At 61.1% G+C, this 15919-nt stretch carries 16 protein-coding genes; 10 read left to right on the forward strand and 6 right to left on the reverse strand.

Translation table 11 applies throughout. The features are described from left to right. Positions 1 to 104 precede the first annotated feature (104 nt). Complete coding sequence (locus tag ABDK06_RS04255; protein WP_394939247.1) at positions 105 to 284, reverse strand: hypothetical protein; 180 nt, start codon at positions 282 to 284, stop codon at positions 105 to 107. Positions 285 to 375: 91 nt separating this feature from the next. Between ABDK06_RS04255 and ABDK06_RS04260 the strand changes: the two genes are divergently transcribed. Beyond that, a complete protein-coding gene (locus ABDK06_RS04260) occupies positions 376 to 1356 on the forward strand; it encodes a pirin family protein (RefSeq protein WP_394939249.1) in 981 nt (326 codons plus the stop codon). 35 nt (positions 1357 to 1391) lie between these two features. Here the strand turns inward: ABDK06_RS04260 and ABDK06_RS04265 are convergent, their stop codons facing one another. Then, the gene (locus tag ABDK06_RS04265) at positions 1392 to 2309 is read right to left on the reverse strand and encodes an N-acetylglucosamine kinase (RefSeq protein WP_394939251.1); all 918 of its coding nucleotides are present in this window, start codon (positions 2307 to 2309) and stop codon (positions 1392 to 1394) included. A 28-nt stretch (positions 2310 to 2337) separates the two neighbouring features. On the opposite strand from ABDK06_RS04265, the gene ABDK06_RS04270 reads away from it, so the two are divergent. Beyond that, complete coding sequence (locus ABDK06_RS04270; RefSeq protein ID WP_394939254.1) at positions 2338 to 3339, forward strand: nitronate monooxygenase; 1002 nt, start codon at positions 2338 to 2340, stop codon at positions 3337 to 3339. A gap of 119 nt (positions 3340 to 3458) precedes the next feature. Continuing rightward, the gene (locus tag ABDK06_RS04275) at positions 3459 to 3941 is read left to right on the forward strand and encodes an Lrp/AsnC family transcriptional regulator (protein ID WP_394939256.1); all 483 of its coding nucleotides are present in this window, start codon (positions 3459 to 3461) and stop codon (positions 3939 to 3941) included. A gap of 9 nt (positions 3942 to 3950) precedes the next feature. Here ABDK06_RS04275 and ABDK06_RS04280 read toward each other — a convergent pair whose 3' ends face one another. Both ABDK06_RS04280 and ABDK06_RS04285 read right to left on the reverse strand, forming a co-directional pair. Further along, complete coding sequence (locus ABDK06_RS04280) at positions 3951 to 4148, reverse strand: hypothetical protein (protein WP_394939258.1); 198 nt, start codon at positions 4146 to 4148, stop codon at positions 3951 to 3953. 2 nt (positions 4149 to 4150) lie between these two features. Then, positions 4151 to 4798 (reverse strand): helix-turn-helix domain-containing protein, encoded by a 648-nt coding sequence (locus ABDK06_RS04285; protein ID WP_394939260.1) that lies wholly within the window; start codon positions 4796 to 4798, stop codon positions 4151 to 4153. A gap of 104 nt (positions 4799 to 4902) precedes the next feature. Here ABDK06_RS04285 and corA point away from each other — a divergent pair, with 104 nt between their 5' ends. Continuing rightward, on the forward strand, positions 4903 to 5898 hold the full coding sequence (gene corA / locus ABDK06_RS04290; protein ID WP_394939262.1) for a magnesium/cobalt transporter CorA: 996 nt from the start codon (positions 4903 to 4905) through the stop codon (positions 5896 to 5898). A 123-nt stretch (positions 5899 to 6021) separates the two neighbouring features. Then, positions 6022 to 6825, forward strand: coding sequence for an aldo/keto reductase (locus ABDK06_RS04295; protein WP_463401505.1), 804 nt, complete (start codon positions 6022 to 6024; stop codon positions 6823 to 6825). 87 nt (positions 6826 to 6912) lie between these two features. On the opposite strand, the gene ABDK06_RS04300 is transcribed toward ABDK06_RS04295, so the two are convergent. Together ABDK06_RS04300 and ABDK06_RS04305 are read right to left on the reverse strand one after the other, a co-directional pair. Further along, positions 6913 to 7896: an aldo/keto reductase gene (locus tag ABDK06_RS04300; RefSeq protein WP_394939266.1), complete on the reverse strand. Its 984-nt coding sequence runs from the start codon at positions 7894 to 7896 to the stop codon at positions 6913 to 6915. A 70-nt stretch (positions 7897 to 7966) separates the two neighbouring features. Continuing rightward, positions 7967 to 8536, reverse strand: a complete 570-nt coding sequence (locus ABDK06_RS04305) for a TetR/AcrR family transcriptional regulator (RefSeq protein WP_394939269.1) — start codon at positions 8534 to 8536, stop codon at positions 7967 to 7969. Positions 8537 to 8631: 95 nt separating this feature from the next. Between ABDK06_RS04305 and ABDK06_RS04310 the strand changes: the two genes are divergently transcribed. The 5 genes from ABDK06_RS04310 to ABDK06_RS04330 all read left to right on the forward strand — a co-directional run bounded on the left by ABDK06_RS04310 (position 8632) and on the right by ABDK06_RS04330 (position 15919). Continuing rightward, positions 8632 to 9543 carry an SDR family oxidoreductase gene (locus ABDK06_RS04310; protein WP_394939271.1) on the forward strand — a complete coding sequence of 304 codons (912 nt, stop codon included), beginning with the start codon at positions 8632 to 8634 and terminating at the stop codon, positions 9541 to 9543. Positions 9544 to 9715: 172 nt separating this feature from the next. After that, positions 9716 to 10183 (forward strand): hypothetical protein, encoded by a 468-nt coding sequence (locus ABDK06_RS04315; RefSeq protein ID WP_394939273.1) that lies wholly within the window; start codon positions 9716 to 9718, stop codon positions 10181 to 10183. Between the two features lie 270 nt (positions 10184 to 10453). Next, positions 10454 to 11572 (forward strand): hypothetical protein, encoded by a 1119-nt coding sequence (locus tag ABDK06_RS04320; RefSeq protein WP_394939275.1) that lies wholly within the window; start codon positions 10454 to 10456, stop codon positions 11570 to 11572. A gap of 112 nt (positions 11573 to 11684) precedes the next feature. Continuing rightward, positions 11685 to 13130: a hypothetical protein gene (locus ABDK06_RS04325; RefSeq protein WP_394939277.1), complete on the forward strand. Its 1446-nt coding sequence runs from the start codon at positions 11685 to 11687 to the stop codon at positions 13128 to 13130. Positions 13131 to 13147: 17 nt separating this feature from the next. Next, the gene (locus ABDK06_RS04330; RefSeq protein ID WP_394939279.1) at positions 13148 to 15919 is read left to right on the forward strand and encodes a hypothetical protein; all 2772 of its coding nucleotides are present in this window, start codon (positions 13148 to 13150) and stop codon (positions 15917 to 15919) included.

Consider the following 15919-nt stretch of genomic DNA (forward strand, 5'->3'; position numbering starts at 1 on the left):
GCGAGTGCCGGCCTTGTCATGACAAGTGAAACGCTCCGGGCAATTCATCCGCGGATAAAACCCCGCCGATTTCCGAGATCAATGCTCGTCACGAGCAGCGATATTCACCAGCCGGTCCACCTCGACGGCGTCACCCCACCGGTGCTCCTCGTTGATTCGTCTGAGCTGGGCCCGGTCATTGACGTGCCAATTTTGGAGAGAATCTCGATGGCTTCGTGGTTGTCGTTGGCCCGCTGGATCAAGGAGAACAGACTTTTTCGCGGGTCTGATGCAGTAAGGGCCATCGGCGATCAACTCCTCGAGAACGGCAGTGCCGAGGTTGAATACATGACGAGGAGGTTTGCCACCACCCGCCAAGCGTGTGACGGTTAAGCGGTGAGCAATGCGGAGGAAAATCCCGAAACCATCACCTGCCCGGCCGCGACGGCGCATGGCCCTTGCGTTCAGCTCTGGCCCGCGCGCGAGGTGCCACTCGGCGGGGTCCGCGGCGTCTCAGTATCGAGGACTTTGCCGCAACGGGGCCTGCCCACCGTCGGCGCCTGGTGCTTTCTGGACAGTTTCGGCCCGGCAGAGCCCGAGATGTCGGTGCTGCCGCACCCGCATATCGGCTTGCAAACCGTCACCTGGCCGCTTTCCGGGGTAATCCGGCACCGGGATTCACTCGGCTCGGATGTTCTGGTCAGGCCAGGCGAACTCAATCTGATGACCGCAGGAAACGGTATAGCGCACAGTGAATTCTCCTGGCTGGAGGATTCTTCCAGTGCCGAACCGATGCGAGGTCTGCAGTTCTGGGTGGCGCTCCCAGAGAGTTCAAGGCATGACGAGCCTGCTTTCGAGCAGCATCGCGAGCTTCCGGATTTCGATAGCGGCGGTCTCAGGATCAGAGTGCTGCTGGGGGAACTGGCCGGTCATCGCTCTCCGGCAACTACGTTCTCCCCGCTGGTGGGCGCGGAGATCTCGGCGACCACGGACGGCGTCAATATGCTTCCCCTTGAACCCAGTTTCGAGCACGCCTTGTTGGTGCTGGACGGTTCCTTGCGGATCGACGGCCAGGACATCGCCCCCGGGCCACTGGCCTTTCTCGGCGCGGGTCGGCACGAGCTATCACTCGAGGCGGAGACCGGCAGTCGCTTCGTGTTGATCGGCGGCGAGCCCTTCACCGAAGAACTCGTGATGTGGTGGAACTTCGTGGCCCGCAGTCAGGAAGACATCGAAGCCGCCCGCCAGGACTGGGAAGCTCAGTCCGGCAGATTTCCCGCCGTCGCCGGGCACGGCCCGGAGGCGGGAGCGGAAGCCGGGAGAATCCCGGCCCCGCCGCTGCCCAATGTCAGGCTGACTCCGCGCAGACGCGGCTAAACAGTCCGGCTAAGCAGCGCAACTAAACAGCACGGCTAAGCCTTACGGCTTTGCAGGGCGAGGTCCAGCACTCCGAAGATGGGATCCTGATCGAGTACCCGGACCTGGTGTAAGCCGTGAGCCGCGAGTTGTTCCCGGAAGACTTCTTGCAGGGGCGGCTGATGCATTCCCAACCCGGAGCCGAGCACGATCGGCCCCTCGAGGTCGAGTTGATGCGCCACTTGCGCGGCGAGGTCGGCAAGGTCTTTCCCAGCCCGGGCGATCATCCGCAAACTGGCTTGATGGTCGACTCGTGCGGCATCGAAAACCAATGGCGACATAGCGGCCCAGTAACGGCGCGAGGTGCCCGAGTGGAAATGCGCGATGAGTTCCCCGGGCTCTTTGAGTTCGCATTTTTCCAACAGAGCCTGAGTCAGGACGTCCGGCTCGAGGCCCAGATTCATCCGGTGCAGGCTGTGCCTGACCGCTTCACGCCCGAACCAGTATCCACTGCCCTCATCGCCCAGTAGATACCCCCAGCCGCCGGCTCGCGCCTGATCGCCGTCCTGATTGATGCCCCAGGCCGCCGAACCGGTTCCCGCGATCACCGCCACTCCGGTGCTGGCGTGCCCTGCAGCCAGTAAAAGCCTGGTGTCATGGACCACGGTGACCGGTGTACCGGGAACATTCGGTCTGATCAGAGCGGCGAGTGCCTCGGCATCTGCCTCGGTATCGATGCCGCCGGCACCGGCGAACACCTGATCGACGGGAAGCTCCGGGAAGCCTTCGAAGAGCGCGCTCAGATTCGCCGCGGCTTCCTGGACGCTGACGTTCTGCACGTTTGCGCTACCGGTTTCTCGATCAGCGAGCACCTCCCCATTGCGCCAGAGGATGCCACGGGTTTTACTACCACCGATATCAAGGCCGATGATGGTTTCCACAGGGGTCGAGGGGGATTCAGGAGTTGAACTCACGTCCCTAAGGATAGTTGGAGGAATCACAATGTTCAGTTCACCCTTGATCGTGGCGCCCATGGCAGGTGGCCCGAGCAGCCCCGAATTGGTGATCGCAGCGGCTCAGCAAGACACCCTGGCTTTTCTGGCGGCGGGGTATCAAACGGCCGTGGAGCTCGCCCAGCAGATCACCGCGGTTCACATCGAGTCGAGCGATTTCGGGGTGAATATTTTCGTGCCCGATGATCGCGCAGCAGATCAGGCCGCGCTGCTGGCTTACCGGCAAGAACTGAGCAGCGAAGCGATCAGGTATGGAATAGAGCTTCCGGAGGTGCCGCCAACAGCGGATAACGACGATTGGGAGGCCAAGATAGAACTCCTGATCGAGCGGCCAGTAGCCTATCTGAGTTTCACCTTCGGACTGCCATCAGCGGGCATCGTGAAAGAGCTGCACCGCCAAGGCAGTACCTTGCTAGCCACCGTGACGACGGCGGAAGAGGCTTCTGCGGCGACAGCGCGCGGAGTCGATGCCTTGATTGTGCAGCACCCTCATGCGGGCGGGCACTCGGCAGCCTTCCTGCATCTTGATGAACGGCCCTGGACCGGAAGCCTCCATGAGCTGCTGGGCAGCATCAGGCAGGCGAGCTCACTGCCACTGATCGCCGCAGGAGGTCTCGGCGATCGCGCTGGAATAGCTCAAGCCCTGCAAAAGGGTGCGACGGCGGTGCAACTCGGCACTGCCTTCCTGCGAGCGCATGAGGCGGGCACTCGCGAAGTGCACCGAACAGCGCTCAGCGATCCGGGCTTCACTCGCACCGCGCGCACCCGCGCTTTCAGCGGGCGTTGGGCGAGGGGCTTGGAGAACAGATTCCTCCGGGAACATCAGGATGCACCGCAGGGTTATCCCCAGATCCATCATCTGACGAGCCCGTTGCGAGCCGCCGCAGCCAGAGCGGCAGATCCGCACGGGGTGAATCTCTGGGCTGGAACGGCTTTCCGCAAGGCACGTTCCGCACCGCTGGCGGATTTATTGGCGGAATTGGCCGGATGAATCGGCTGGCTGGCTTGGTCGCTTGGAAGCCCCGGCGGGAGAGTTCGGAGCAGGCTCCGGCCAAGAATTCTTAGAGATTCCTTCGCCTTGTACGATGCCGGAACGTCTATAGTGAGACCGTGACTCAAGCACTTGAACCACACGGTCTGGATATCATCGACCGCAAGATCATCGACCTGTTGCTGCAGGACGCCCGGATCACTAACCGGGATCTGGCTGATGCCGTCGGCATTGCGCCGTCAACCGCGCTGACCAGGACTCGTTCGTTGCAGGAACGCGGGATCCTGGTGGGTTTTCAGGCCTCGGTGAGTATGTCGGCGGTCGGCCGGGCTGTACAGGCCTTGGTCGCTGTGCAACTCAAAGCCCATGATCGGGTGGAGATCGATCGTTTCACCTCGACGGTGCCTCAGCTACCGGAAGTGCTGACCACTTTCCACACCTCCGGATCGGTGGATTATCTGCTGCATATCGCGGTGGCCAATACTGACACCCTGCGTGATTGGGTACTGGACAATCTCACCACTGATCCCGTGGTTGGCCATACCGAGACCACCCTGGTCTTCGAACGGATACCGGGGTACTCCGGGCCGTTGGCCGGATAGTTCTGCGTTTTAGCGCATCGCGTTGTGCTTGAGCAGCGTGCGGTGCAGCTCGGTCTCCTGGTCGACGCGCTCCCGGTAGATGGTATTGCTGATGTGCGAGCGATCTCGGCGATCAGCCCACTCCTGCAAAGCAACTCCAGCGTGGCTGACGAGCGCAGCGATCATGTTACGGCGGTTACGGGGTACACGTTCTTCTGAGGTGTTCATGGTCATTCCTTCGATGCGGTATCGGGTTGGTCTTTGTCTAGCCTGGAATCCAGGATCGGGAAGGCGTCGATGTGCACTTGCACGGCTCGCTGCTCAGGGAGTTCCCCTCGGCCTTTGATCTCGTTCACCAGTCGCTGGGCGTAGTCATCGATCTTCTGGTTGAAATCAGCGAGCTGTTCGGCGGTCATCTGAACCGTGATGGTGCTCAGTGCACCTGCATCGATCCATTCATCGGTGAGCACTTCATCTCCCCGGCTCAGATAATCCTCTAAATAGGCGGCACGATTACTGATGAACTCACGGTTGATAATTCGCACCGCTTCGGCCGTCTCCGGATTGCGGTACTGTTCCCGTCCACCGAAGCTGAGCCGGCCCGGAGAACGCTCCCACCAGCGTTCCCGAGCAGTGCCTTTACCCTCGATGCAGCGGACGAAATCATGCTTCTCCAACTGCCTCAAGTGATAACTCGTCGAACCACTGGACTCACCGAGCAACTCCCCCAAGCTGCTAGCGGTCTGCGCTCCATAACGAGTCAAGCTGTCCAGGATCTGCACTCTCATCGGATGAGCCAGAGCCTTGAGCGAGCTGACATCCAGATCACGGGCAACTGAATCAGCCGCCTCGGTCTCTTGGTGTTCTATCTCGCTCATAGGACCACTCTAGCATTGCAAAGATTTCTTTGCAAACGTTTCTTTGCAATTGTGAGGGAGACCACAAGTGGCTTCCCTCACACCTGAACCCTGATAATGAATCTGTGACCGTTATCGACAATGCCATCTATGTGCAGGGCAAGCGCACCCCCGACCCGAGCAGCCTGCAGCAGACCTACGAAACCCTGACCGAACGCGGAGGTATGGCCTGGATCGGCCTCTACCGCCCGAGCGCCGAAGAGATGGCTTCGATCGGCGCTGAATTCGATCTACATGAGCTCGCGGTCGAGGACGCCGTCTCCGCCCACCAGCGCCCCAAGATCGAACGGTACGACCACAACCTCTTCACTGTGCTGCTTCCAGCGCGCTATCTCGACGAAACAGAAGAAGTCGAGTTCGGTGAACTCCACGTCTTCACCGGTAAGAATTTCGTGATCACCATTCGACACGCGGAGACGCCCGTGGTCGCCAAGGTTCGGCAACGAATGGAAGCCAATCCAGCGCTGCTGGCTCTCGGCCCGGAAGCCGTGCTCTACGCCATCCTGGATCAGGTAGTGGACGATTACGGCCCGGTGGCAGCTGGCCTGGAAAACGATATCGATGAGATCGAGGATCAACTCTTCGCGGGTGACTCTCACGTCTCGGAGCGCATTTACAAGCTTTCCCGCGAGGTGATCCAGTTCCAGCGCGCACTGCATCCGCTGCTGGGCGTTATGGCTTCGCTGCACAAAGGCTTCGAAAAGTACGACGTCGATATCGAACTGCAGCGTAATCTGCGGGATGTCGAAGATCATGTCACCCGGCTCTCGGGCCGCGCCGACGCCTTCCGTGCTCTGCTACAGAACGCGCTCATCGTCGATAGCACGCTCACCACGAACCGGCAGAATCAAGCGAGCGCGGCACAGAATGAGGAGATTAAGAAGATCTCCTCCTGGGCCGCTATCCTCTTCGCCCCCAGCTTCGTGGCCGGTGTCTACGGGATGAATTTCGAGGTGATGCCGGAGCTGACCTGGGAATGGGGCTATCCCTATGCGATAGCGCTGATGATCCTAGTTTCGGCCGGCATGTACCTGATCTTCAAAAAGAAAAAGTGGCTGTAAATCGCACATCACTTCCACCAGGAATAACTCACCCATGCGGCCGGTTGCCGCAGAAGTAACCAACTCAAGGAGATCCCTGTGACCGTCAACGTTCCTAACGTGACCCTCAATAACGGCAACAGCATGCCGCAGCTCGGCCTCGGCGTGTGGCAAGTGCCCGACGACGAAGCGACGGCCGCCGTCGCAAGCGCGCTGAAGTCCGGCTACCGCAGCATCGACACCGCAGCCATCTACGGCAATGAAGCGGGGGTGGGGAAGGCCATCAAGGAATTCCTGGCCACCGGAGAAGCCGATCGTTCCGAACTGTTCATCACCACGAAGCTGTGGAACGCGGAGCAGGGCTATGAGAAGACCTTGGCCGCCTTCGACGCCAGCTTGGAAAAGCTCGGCTTGGACTACGTCGATCTTTATCTGATCCACTGGCCGGTCCCGGAGAAGGACAGCTACCTGGACACCTGGCGCGCTTTTGAAGAGATCTATGCCTCGGGCCGGGCCAAGGCCATTGGGGTTTCCAATTTCCAGCAGAGCCATCTGCAGCGCCTGATCGATCTGGGCGGCACCGTGCCCGCGGTCAATCAGATCGAGCTGCACCCCAATCTGCAGCAGCGGGAGTTGCGTGCGTTCCATGCCGCTCACGGTATTCACACCGAGGACTGGAGCCCGCTGGCGCAAGGCGGAGAGCTGTTGGGCGATGCGTCATTGACGGCTATCGCCGAAGCCCATGGCAAAAGCACCGCACAGGTGATCATTCGCTGGCATATCCAGATCGGCAGCATCGTCATTCCGAAGTCGGTGACTCCGGAGCGAATCGCAGCCAATATCGATGTCTTCGATTTCGAATTGAGCGACGCCGAGCTGGCCACGATTGAAGCACTCGATAAGGGCGGGCGGATCGGCCCGAACCCCGATGAGTTCAACGTCGTCTAAAGCTACGGTCTCCAGCGAGTAAAGAGGCGGTGCCACCCCTGCGGGGTGGCACCGCCTCTTCGTTGGGAGTTTCACTCAGACCCAGGGCTATTTATTGAGCCCGGCCATACCCTCCGCGGTATAGCGTTCCCCGGCTGGAGTCGGCAACGAGCCGAGGTCAGCCAACTGAGCCTCGGTGAGCACCAGTTGATCAGCTCCCAGGTTGTCCTCCAGATAACTGATTCGCTTAGTGCCCGGGATCGGCGCAATATCGTCCCCTTGCGCGAGCAACCAAGCCAAGGCGACCTGCGCGGCGCTGGCTTCAGCCGCTGCGGCCACCGCATCCACTCGTTCCACCAGCCGGATATTGGCCTCCAGATTCTCCCCGGCAAAGCGCGGATTCTGACGCCGGAAATCCGAGACGTCGAGCTGGTCCAGCGAGCGGATCGCGCCGGTCAGAAAACCTCGGCCCAAGGGTGAATAGGGCACGAAGCCAATACCGAGTTCACGGGTCGTCGGCAGAATCTCGGCTTCCGGATCCCTGCTCCACAGTGAATACTCGGTTTGCAGCGCGGTCACCGGATGCACCGCGTGCGCCCGGCGGATTGTGGCCGGAGCCGCTTCGGACAGACCATAGCCCCGGATCTTGCCTTCTTCGATCAGCTTGACGAACTCCCCGACGGTTTCCTCGATCGGAATCCCAGGATCCATCCTGTGCTGGTAGTAAAGATCGATGTAGTCGGTGCCCAGGCGCTTAAGTGATCCCTCCACCGCCACTCTGAGGTTGGCCGGGCTGCCGTTGAGCCCTCGTACCCCTCCTTTGGAATGGTCTATATTGCCGAATTTGCTCGCCAGCACCACCTGATCACGCCGGTCAGCAACGGCCTGGCCAAGTAGTTCCTCATTGGTGTAGGGGCCATACATCTCCGCGGTGTCATAGAAGGTGACCCCTAGGTCGAAGGCGCGGTGAATGGTCTTAATGGCACCGGCGTCGTCCTGACCGCTGCCGGTATAGAAGGCGCTCATTCCCATACAACCCAGGCCTAAGCGAGAGACCTCGAGTCCGGTTGAACCAAGCTTGATCGTTTTCATTGGCCGTCCTTTCGCATGTCGTGCCACTCCCTCAGGCTACGACTTGGAGTGCACTCCAAGACAAGTCCGATCAGGGCTTGCTGAGCAAACGGGCCACCGAAACCACTGATTCCCTGAGCTGAGCACGCTGCTCCGGACTGGATTCCGCGCTGAATCCAGCACTGAACTGGAAGGCAGCCTGGGTGCTCAGAATACTCACGGCCTGGTGCAGGAGCTCAGCCGGAACGTGCCGGGCAATCGTACCCTCCGCTTGCGCAGCGCTGATCAGCAGGCTTTTACGGCTCGAAGCTTCTTGCACCTCAGCACTTCGAACGCCTTTGCCCTGCCGTTCCAGCTGATCCCATAAGATGAGCCGGAATTGCTGCGGATGCTCCAGAGCATAGTCAAAGAGCCTGCCCGCATAACCCGGCAGGTCCTGGGGGTCGATCGGTACTTCTTCCACGGTGGAAGTCACCATCTCATCGAAGACGGCGTCGAAAAGTGCGTCCTTGGAACCGAAGTAGGTGTAGATCTGTGCCTTATTGGAACCCGCCAGCGCGGCGATCCGGTCAACTCGCGCTCCCGCAATGCCGCGTTCGGCGAATTCCTCGGATGCCGCAACGAGCAGACGCTTTTTGGTTGCCTGTGCATCACGTGCCATGGAAATATATTACCAACCAGTTAGTTGACAATCAATCACAGAGGGTTTTCAATGGTTATCAACCAACCAGTTAGATGCAATTAGAAGGAGCACCGATGTATCAAGTTCCAGACCAGAGCGGCAAGCTGATCGTGGTCACCGGAGCCAACTCCGGCACTGGCAAAGAAGCCACCCAACGGCTGGCCGGCGCCGGGGCGAAAGTGATCATGGCGGTGCGCTCCGTTGAAAAGGGCGAGACCGCAAAGCAGGAGATTCTCACTGCCCACCCCGGGGCCGCATTGGAGATTCGGCGAATCGATCTGGCGGATCTGGGCAGCGTTCAGGATTTTGCCGAAGGCCTGCTCGCCGAAGGCACTCCGCTTGACGTCCTGGTGAATAACGCCGGGGTGATGACCCCGCCGTCCAGAATTGAGACCAAAGACGGCTTCGAGTTGCAGTTCGGCAGTAATTTCCTCGGCCCTTTCGCCTTGACCAACAGGCTGCTCCCCTTGCTATTGAAAGCCAGAGCTCCGCGAGTGACGACCATGAGCAGCGGAATGGCGAACTTCGGCAGAATTCATTTCGACGACCTGAATTGGTCACGCAGATACCGTCGAGTTGCGGCGTATGCACAGTCGAAACTCGCCGATCTGATGCTCTCCAGGACCTTAGCCGAGGTGTCTCTGGAACGGGATTGGACACTGATCAGCAACGCTGCCCACCCCGGTTACACCCAGACCAATTTGCAGACCGCAGGCGCCAGCTTGGGCAGGCAGACTCCCCGGCAGAAGAGTCTCCTGGACAACCTACTGCCCTCCCAGCAGCCGGAACAAGGCACCGAGCCCTTGCTCTACGCAGCCACCAGCCCAGACGCGATCTCCAAGGGCTACTACGGCCCGGTTGGCCGCTTCGGCCTGGTCGGCCCCACCGGTCCGGCCAGCTTGAATCGCAGAATGCGCGATGATGAGGTGGCACGCAGACTCTGGAAAGCAGCCGAAGAACTCACCGGCACCCGGCTGCCCGACTGAGCTGCCGCCGGGCAACCAGCCCACCTCAACTAAAGTTCACCGCCTAGCCACCTCTTCTTCATGTATTGCTGAGCCGGATTTCAGCCAAACCCCCAAGGATCAAAGCAAGCCTTGGGGGTGGCTTTGTTTTTAAGACGTGGCTAAATCAACTCGTATGGCCGGGAGGCCTTTAATGTCTGTGGTGCGCCTCATGGTGGCCTCCTTCAATAGCGCCCGGGATCCGGTGCTGCATAGCTGGCTGCTGCATCGAGACAGGGTTCTGGGCGAGCAGCACTGCGGTGAAGCCCTGGAGCGAGGCGACGGCTTCGACCAGGAAGACCATATTTTCGTCTGGCGCCTGCTCACCTCGAATAATCGAGAGCTAGCTCGCAGCGCCGCGATTTTCAGGAAGTTCTCCGCGGCCCAAGAAGACGCGCAGCTAGCTCAGCAGCTGGCGCCGGGATGGGAACATCGTTCGGTGGTGGACGCCGATCAGGGCACTCATACCTGGCTCGCCGCATCGGATGCCCGCCCGCAGGTGATGGGGGCCCGTTGGTTCAGAATGGAACGGGACAGGGACAAGGCTCTCAAGAGCGCCCTGCTGGCGCTCGAGACAGCCCGGCTGCCGGAGAGCGCGCACGCTGCGGGCCTGCGACGCTAGACCGCAAGCCTCGCGGATCGATTCACCCAATGTTCACCGAACGGCCAAAGCTGCTTATTGTTTGCGTCAACGCAACCGGAATGCTGATCAGCAGAATTGAACTTGGTTGCACAGCACAAAGTCAGCAATCTTTCAGACTTCCTTCAGGAGCGCGTTTGACTTGCGCCTCGAGAAGGAGGGTCCGCCCCGACAGCACCGGGGCGGACCACAACTACAGGTGTAATCGGCAACTGTAGTAACAAAACATTCTATCAAGGAGCCTTTCCAAGAATGAAAAAGTCAGTTCTCTCCCTCAGCGGTGCCGCAGCAATCGGCGTCCTCGCACTCGGCCTGGCCACCTCCTCAGCTGCTATCGCTGATCCCAGCCCGGCCGGAGACCGCACCTACACGGCCACCGGCTCGGACACCATCCAGGATGTCTGGAACGGCCTGTCCAATGGAACCGGAGCCGCCAACCCGAACGTCGCTTCTTATGACGCCTTCGGCAGCAGCACCATCAGCTTCAACGGAGTGACCATCAATCGGCCCGCTGGCTCTGGCGACGGCGTCAAGGCCCTCAGTGCTTCGGCAGATACCGCTTGGGCTGCTACCGCGGGTAACGGTTACCCCGGACCGGGCGGCAACGTTAACATCGCGGGCAAGCTGCAGTTCGCTCGCACCTCCTCAGGCCCGACCAAAGACGGCTCCGCACTGACCTACCTGCCGGCTTTCCGCGATGCGGTGAGCGTTTTGGTGAAGACCTCTTCGACCGGCGCCTTCGTGGTCACCGCGAGCCAGCTCGCCAATATCTACAACTGCGTTGCCGGTGCTAACACCGTCACCGTTGGCAGCAGCACGGTGACCGTCAACCCCAAGCTTCCCCAGGCCAGCTCGGGTACCCGCAAGTTCTTCCTGTCCGCTATCGGCGTCAGCACCCCGGGTAGCTGCGTCACCACCGTCGGCGCAGAGAACGATGGCAGCCAACTGACCGCTAACGGCGACCTCATTCCCTTCTCCGCAGCGCAGTTCATCGCGCAGAAGAACGGCGTGACCAGCAACACGGTGAGCTCAGACGAGCTGCTCGCCTCGGTGAACAACGGCGGCACCATCCTGGACCCCACCACCGGAACCGCTCCCTCACTCAAGCCGGGAACTCTCTACGGATCCGCTAGCACCGAGCCCTCCACCGCGGTCGGCACCTTCGCTCGCGATACTTACAGCGTGGTTGCCACCAGCGACTACACCGCAAACAGCACCCTCACCACCACCGTGCTGAAGAGCCGACTGAACACCACGGCTGCCAAGGCCAAGATCAGCTCTTACGGCTTCCTGCCGCTGGGCTACGTCGGCGATCCGACCATCAACGGTGCCGGCACCCTTGTCGCACACCAGGGCGCCTTCAAGCACTAGTACTCCCTAGCAGTCCCTTCTGGTGTGGGTGACGATCGCCGTCACCCACACCAGAACCTCATTTTTGGCTCTGACTCCGCACTCGCCCGAAGACTTCCAGAAAGCAGCCTCAATGTTCTCCCGAATTGCCGATAAGGTGAAACCCCTGATCGCCGGTGGCGCGATCGTTCTTGCGCTGGCTCTTAGCTTGACCGTGAGCGGATCGGCGAGCGCCGCCGTCGAAGGAACCGGAGCGGGCAAGCTGGTGCTCTCGCCTTCCTCGGGAACCTGGGCATCGGGTAATCCGGGTGATCTGGTGATCGCCACGAATCTTGAGGCGAATTTCTCCTGCCCCACCGGCTCGACCAACCTGGTGTATTTCATCACCGAACCCGGGAGCGAGCTGCCCCAGGCAACCACGACGACCGAGGTGCGCAGCAAGTACCCGATCTCCAACTACAACTACGCTGAGCAGTACTCGGACCCGGCTTTCACCCCGATCCGGACCGCGATCTCCACGTATTCCAATTACGCCACCCCCAGCGAAGACCTCGCCGATGTGCGCACCGCACTCGCTGCGAACCACACTTACAGCTTCGGACTGGTCTGCGCTGCCCTGGATGAGAACTACCAGTTGATGTTCACTCTGGACGGCGGCAAACCGGTCGCGGTGTGGAGCACCTTCCAGACCGATGCGCAGAAGAACTGGTCCGCGCCAGCCAGCAAGGCCGACACCACGATCAAGCTCACCGGCAACGCCAACGGCGGCAGCACCATTGATCTCAGCGCGGAGGTCGACTCAGAGGCTGCCGGTGGACTCTCCTCAGACGCCAAAGGCAGCATAGAGTTCTTCGCGAATGGCTTGTCAATCGGAAGTTCCGGGGTTTCTGGGGGGAAGGCCAGCTTCAAGCACAGCGGGCTCACGCCACTGACCGAATACAAGTACACGGCGAAGTACACTCCTTCGCCGGAAGACACCAAGTACAACGCCTCGCCGCTCTCCGCCGAGCTCAGCCTCACCACGGGCAGCGGTCAGGCCACCTCGACCGCCACCTCCACCACCACGAGCGCTGCCCCCACCGGCAGCCCTTCGCCCAGCGAACAACCAACGACGACCGACTCCGGCACTCCAACGGCGGGCAGCAGCCTGGCGGATGGTGGCGAACTTGAACCCGGAAGAACTTACACCGTCTCGGCTCCCGCGGGCAGCTTCACCGAGGGAGATACCGTGGCCGGGGTGATCCATTCCGATCCGATCAGCTTGACCGAGACAGCGAGCGCGGCAGCTGATGGTTCTGCGGTGTACACCTTTACCGCCCCGCAGGTCCTGCCGGCGGGAGACCACACCTTGGTCTTGACCGGCACTCCCTCGGGAAAGACGTATTCGCTCAAAGTCCGAGTGATTGCTCCGGGAGGGAGCACTAACAGCCCCTTCACTCCGCTCACCGCCTGGGTTAGCACAGCGGCCTCTACTCCCGCTGGGATGGCGGGCCTCTTCGCCCTGGCTCTTGGCCTGGTCACCGTGATCGCCATCATCTGGCACTTGATGCTCAAACGCCGTCCCAGCCGCCAGCATTGAGATCTCGAAAGAAGACCATGCGCCTTTCATTCACTGCATCACGCCGGCTGCTCTCGCTATCTTGTGCGCTGGTCTCAGTTCTCGGTCTGACGGTAGCGGCCGCGCTACCGGTTCAAGCCAGCTCAGACGCCTCGAACTGGAGCGAGCTCGGCCAGGTCAGCACCGATTCCGCCGTCACAGTCCGTTGGGACAACCGGAATAACGCTGCGAATGCCACGGTCCCGAGGGATCAGACCCAGCAGATTCTGCACACCAAGGGGAAGAACTACCTGGATATCGCTCCGCTGATCAATAACAAATACGCTTCTCAGTTCGGCGCGGATAACGGTCAGGGCGGACTTCAGCTCACGGTGTCGCAGACCGAGAGCCTGGTGAACCAGGCAATTCAGCTCACGGTCAGCGGCGGGCCCAAGAGTCTGAGCGGAAACGCCGCCAATAATCCTTATCTGCAGATCTTCCAATGCTGGGGCGCCCCGGGAAGCGATGGCAAGCCCGATCCTCGGGCGACGTCACCCGATCCTGCGACGTGCCAGCTGGGAACAGCGGGAATCGGCAGCGCCGGTGACCCAGGGATCGGCAGCCGGGTTCCGCTGCGGGATCCTCTGCTCAGCGGCGGAGACTGGGCCGAATACGAGGCTAAGACGGCGGTCCCGGTGCTGGGAATCGATGGTTCCAGCACTCCCGGGGACGCACCTCACAACACCTTTTTCTCCAGCACCACGACCAATGAGATCGATCGGCTCTATTTCGACTCGGAGGGCAAAGCACAAACCGTCTTCGAGACGCAGACCGGCGCGGAGGCGAATTTCATGGGCTGCGGTCTGGCTCGCGGTCCGAGCACCTCGAACTGCTGGCTGGTTGCCGTACCGCGCACTCCGGAGATCAATATCAATAACTACCCTGAGGCCTGGGGCTCCGCACTGAGCCCCTCGCTCTGGGCCCAGCGTCTGCAGGTCAAGCTCGGCTTCCGCAACGCACCGGGGGCTTGCTCTGGCAGTGAAGCCCGCAGCCTCTCGGCCGGCTCGGAACTCCTCGATTCGGCAATGGACTCCTGGATTCCGGCGCTCTGTAGCAGCCAGAAACTCGCTACCGGGTACACCAAACTCTCCGATGCCCAGGCCCGGCGTCAGCAGGCCGAGGGAAATCAGCCCATGGTGCTGACCTCCGAGCCCTCCCCCGGTTCCTGGCACGCCCCCATTGCGCTCAGCGGCATTGTGCTGGCTTTCAACATCGGTATGAATGACGCGCAGGGAAACTATCTCGGCCCTGTTCCGGAACTCAAGCTCAACGCCCGGCTGGTGGCCAAGCTGCTCACCCAGTCCTACCAGGCGGGGATGGGCCTGGACGCTAATAGCGACGGCGGAAAGGAATTCGCCAGTAAAGTGCCCTGGGCACAGAACTACCCCGCTTCGATCGTCTCCGATCCAGAGTTCATCAAGCTGAATCCCGGACTGAGCAGCAAAATCGACAAAGGCAGCTTCACCGGAGGGAACATCCAGCTGGAATCACTCCGCTCAGACGCCGCGGACCGGCTCTGGGAGTGGCTGGTCGCAGATCCCGACGCCGGAGCCTTCCTCAACGGCTGCCCGGATGAGAACGGACAGGTGATCAATCCTTTCTACTCGACGAGAAGCTACCAAGGCTGCCAGGCACAAGCTACGGCCCTGGAGAGCACCGCCAAGCTGCGCCGGCAGCAGACCGTCAAACCGAGCACCTATGCCGATATCCCCGCCAGCTACCCGCCGGACTCAGCGAGCTATCCGCTGCCGGGCTGGTACGAATCCGTGCCGATTGTGCGTGATGCGAATGGCCCGATCCCCGGCCCCGACGGCAAACCTCAGATCGATCAGAACAAGTTGTCGCTCACTATGCCCGATGTTTATCCGCGGCAAGACAGCATGTCGGTGACCGGCAAAAACGCCTTCCGGGCGATCACCCCGAGCAATAAGGAATGGTGCGGCAAAGTAGGCGGCTGCGTAGCTCCGGACTTCCCCGCGGTGGGAAAGTGGATCTCGACTACTTCGACACCGGCGGATTTGCCTTACCGCTTTTCGCTCTCCATCACCGATGCCGCAACGGCAGCTCGTTATCAGCTGCCCACGGCGAAGTTGTGCAACACCCAAGGCGACGCCTGCGTGGGAGCAAGTAGCTCAAGCCTGCTAAAAGAAACCGCACGCCTGCAGAAGGCCGATGGCGACGGCGTCCAAAAGGTCGCGGTCAGCGCCGACTACGCCGCCGGAGCCTACCCCCTGGCACTGCCGGTCTACGCCGCCGTGAAACCCGCTGGACTGCTGGCAAAAGATGCCAAGGCCTTTGCCAGCATGCTCGACTATGTCAGCACCAAAGGGCAGGCCTCGGGCACCGCTCCAGGGCAACTGCCCCCCGGCTATGCACCGCTCACCGCCTCCTTACAAGCCCAGACGGCCGCTGTTGTGAGCAAACTGCGATCCATCACAGATCCGGCGGCGCAATTGCCTCCACCCGGTGGCAAACCCGCAGCCGGAAATCCGGCAGATTCGGGCTCGGGCAAGTCAGATACCGGTAACGCCCCGGGACCGGCAGCGGACGCGCCTTCCGCGCCGACCGACGGCGGGAAAGTCAAGGACGCCCCGGGGAACGCCGCAGCACCGGGCAGTGAAGACCTGAGCCAGGCAGGATCGACCCAGGGGGCGGCGAACAGCTTCTTGCAATACGCCCTGATCATCGCGCTCGGCATTGGACTGCTGGCGGGCCTGGCCTCTCCGTTGCTCAGCCGGATCGGTCGCGCACAGAAGAACAAACGGGGTTGA

Origin of the sequence: Psychromicrobium ferritrahens, assembly GCF_043789415.1 — a bacterium.
GTDB lineage: Bacteria > Actinomycetota > Actinomycetes > Actinomycetales > Micrococcaceae > Renibacterium.

Bases quoted from the DNA above. Each gene is read 5' to 3' on its own strand.
- ABDK06_RS04300 (WP_394939266.1), bottom strand. From the start codon at position 7,896: ATGAAAACGATCAAGCTTGGTTCAACCGGACTCGAGGTCTCTCGCTTA.
- ABDK06_RS04270 (WP_394939254.1), top strand. From the start codon at position 2,338: ATGTTCAGTTCACCCTTGATCGTGGCGCCCATGGCAGGTGGCCCGAGC.
- ABDK06_RS04255 (WP_394939247.1), bottom strand. From the start codon at position 284: ATGGCCCTTACTGCATCAGACCCGCGAAAAAGTCTGTTCTCCTTGATC.
- ABDK06_RS04280 (WP_394939258.1), bottom strand. From the start codon at position 4,148: ATGAACACCTCAGAAGAACGTGTACCCCGTAACCGCCGTAACATGATC.
- ABDK06_RS04325 (WP_394939277.1), top strand. From the start codon at position 11,685: ATGTTCTCCCGAATTGCCGATAAGGTGAAACCCCTGATCGCCGGTGGC.
- ABDK06_RS04285 (WP_394939260.1), bottom strand. From the start codon at position 4,798: ATGAGCGAGATAGAACACCAAGAGACCGAGGCGGCTGATTCAGTTGCC.
- ABDK06_RS04330 (WP_394939279.1), top strand. From the start codon at position 13,148: ATGCGCCTTTCATTCACTGCATCACGCCGGCTGCTCTCGCTATCTTGT.
- ABDK06_RS04295 (WP_463401505.1), top strand. From the start codon at position 6,022: ATGCCGCAGCTCGGCCTCGGCGTGTGGCAAGTGCCCGACGACGAAGCG.
- ABDK06_RS04305 (WP_394939269.1), bottom strand. From the start codon at position 8,536: ATGGCACGTGATGCACAGGCAACCAAAAAGCGTCTGCTCGTTGCGGCA.
- ABDK06_RS04310 (WP_394939271.1), top strand. From the start codon at position 8,632: ATGTATCAAGTTCCAGACCAGAGCGGCAAGCTGATCGTGGTCACCGGA.
- ABDK06_RS04320 (WP_394939275.1), top strand. From the start codon at position 10,454: ATGAAAAAGTCAGTTCTCTCCCTCAGCGGTGCCGCAGCAATCGGCGTC.
- ABDK06_RS04315 (WP_394939273.1), top strand. From the start codon at position 9,716: ATGTCTGTGGTGCGCCTCATGGTGGCCTCCTTCAATAGCGCCCGGGAT.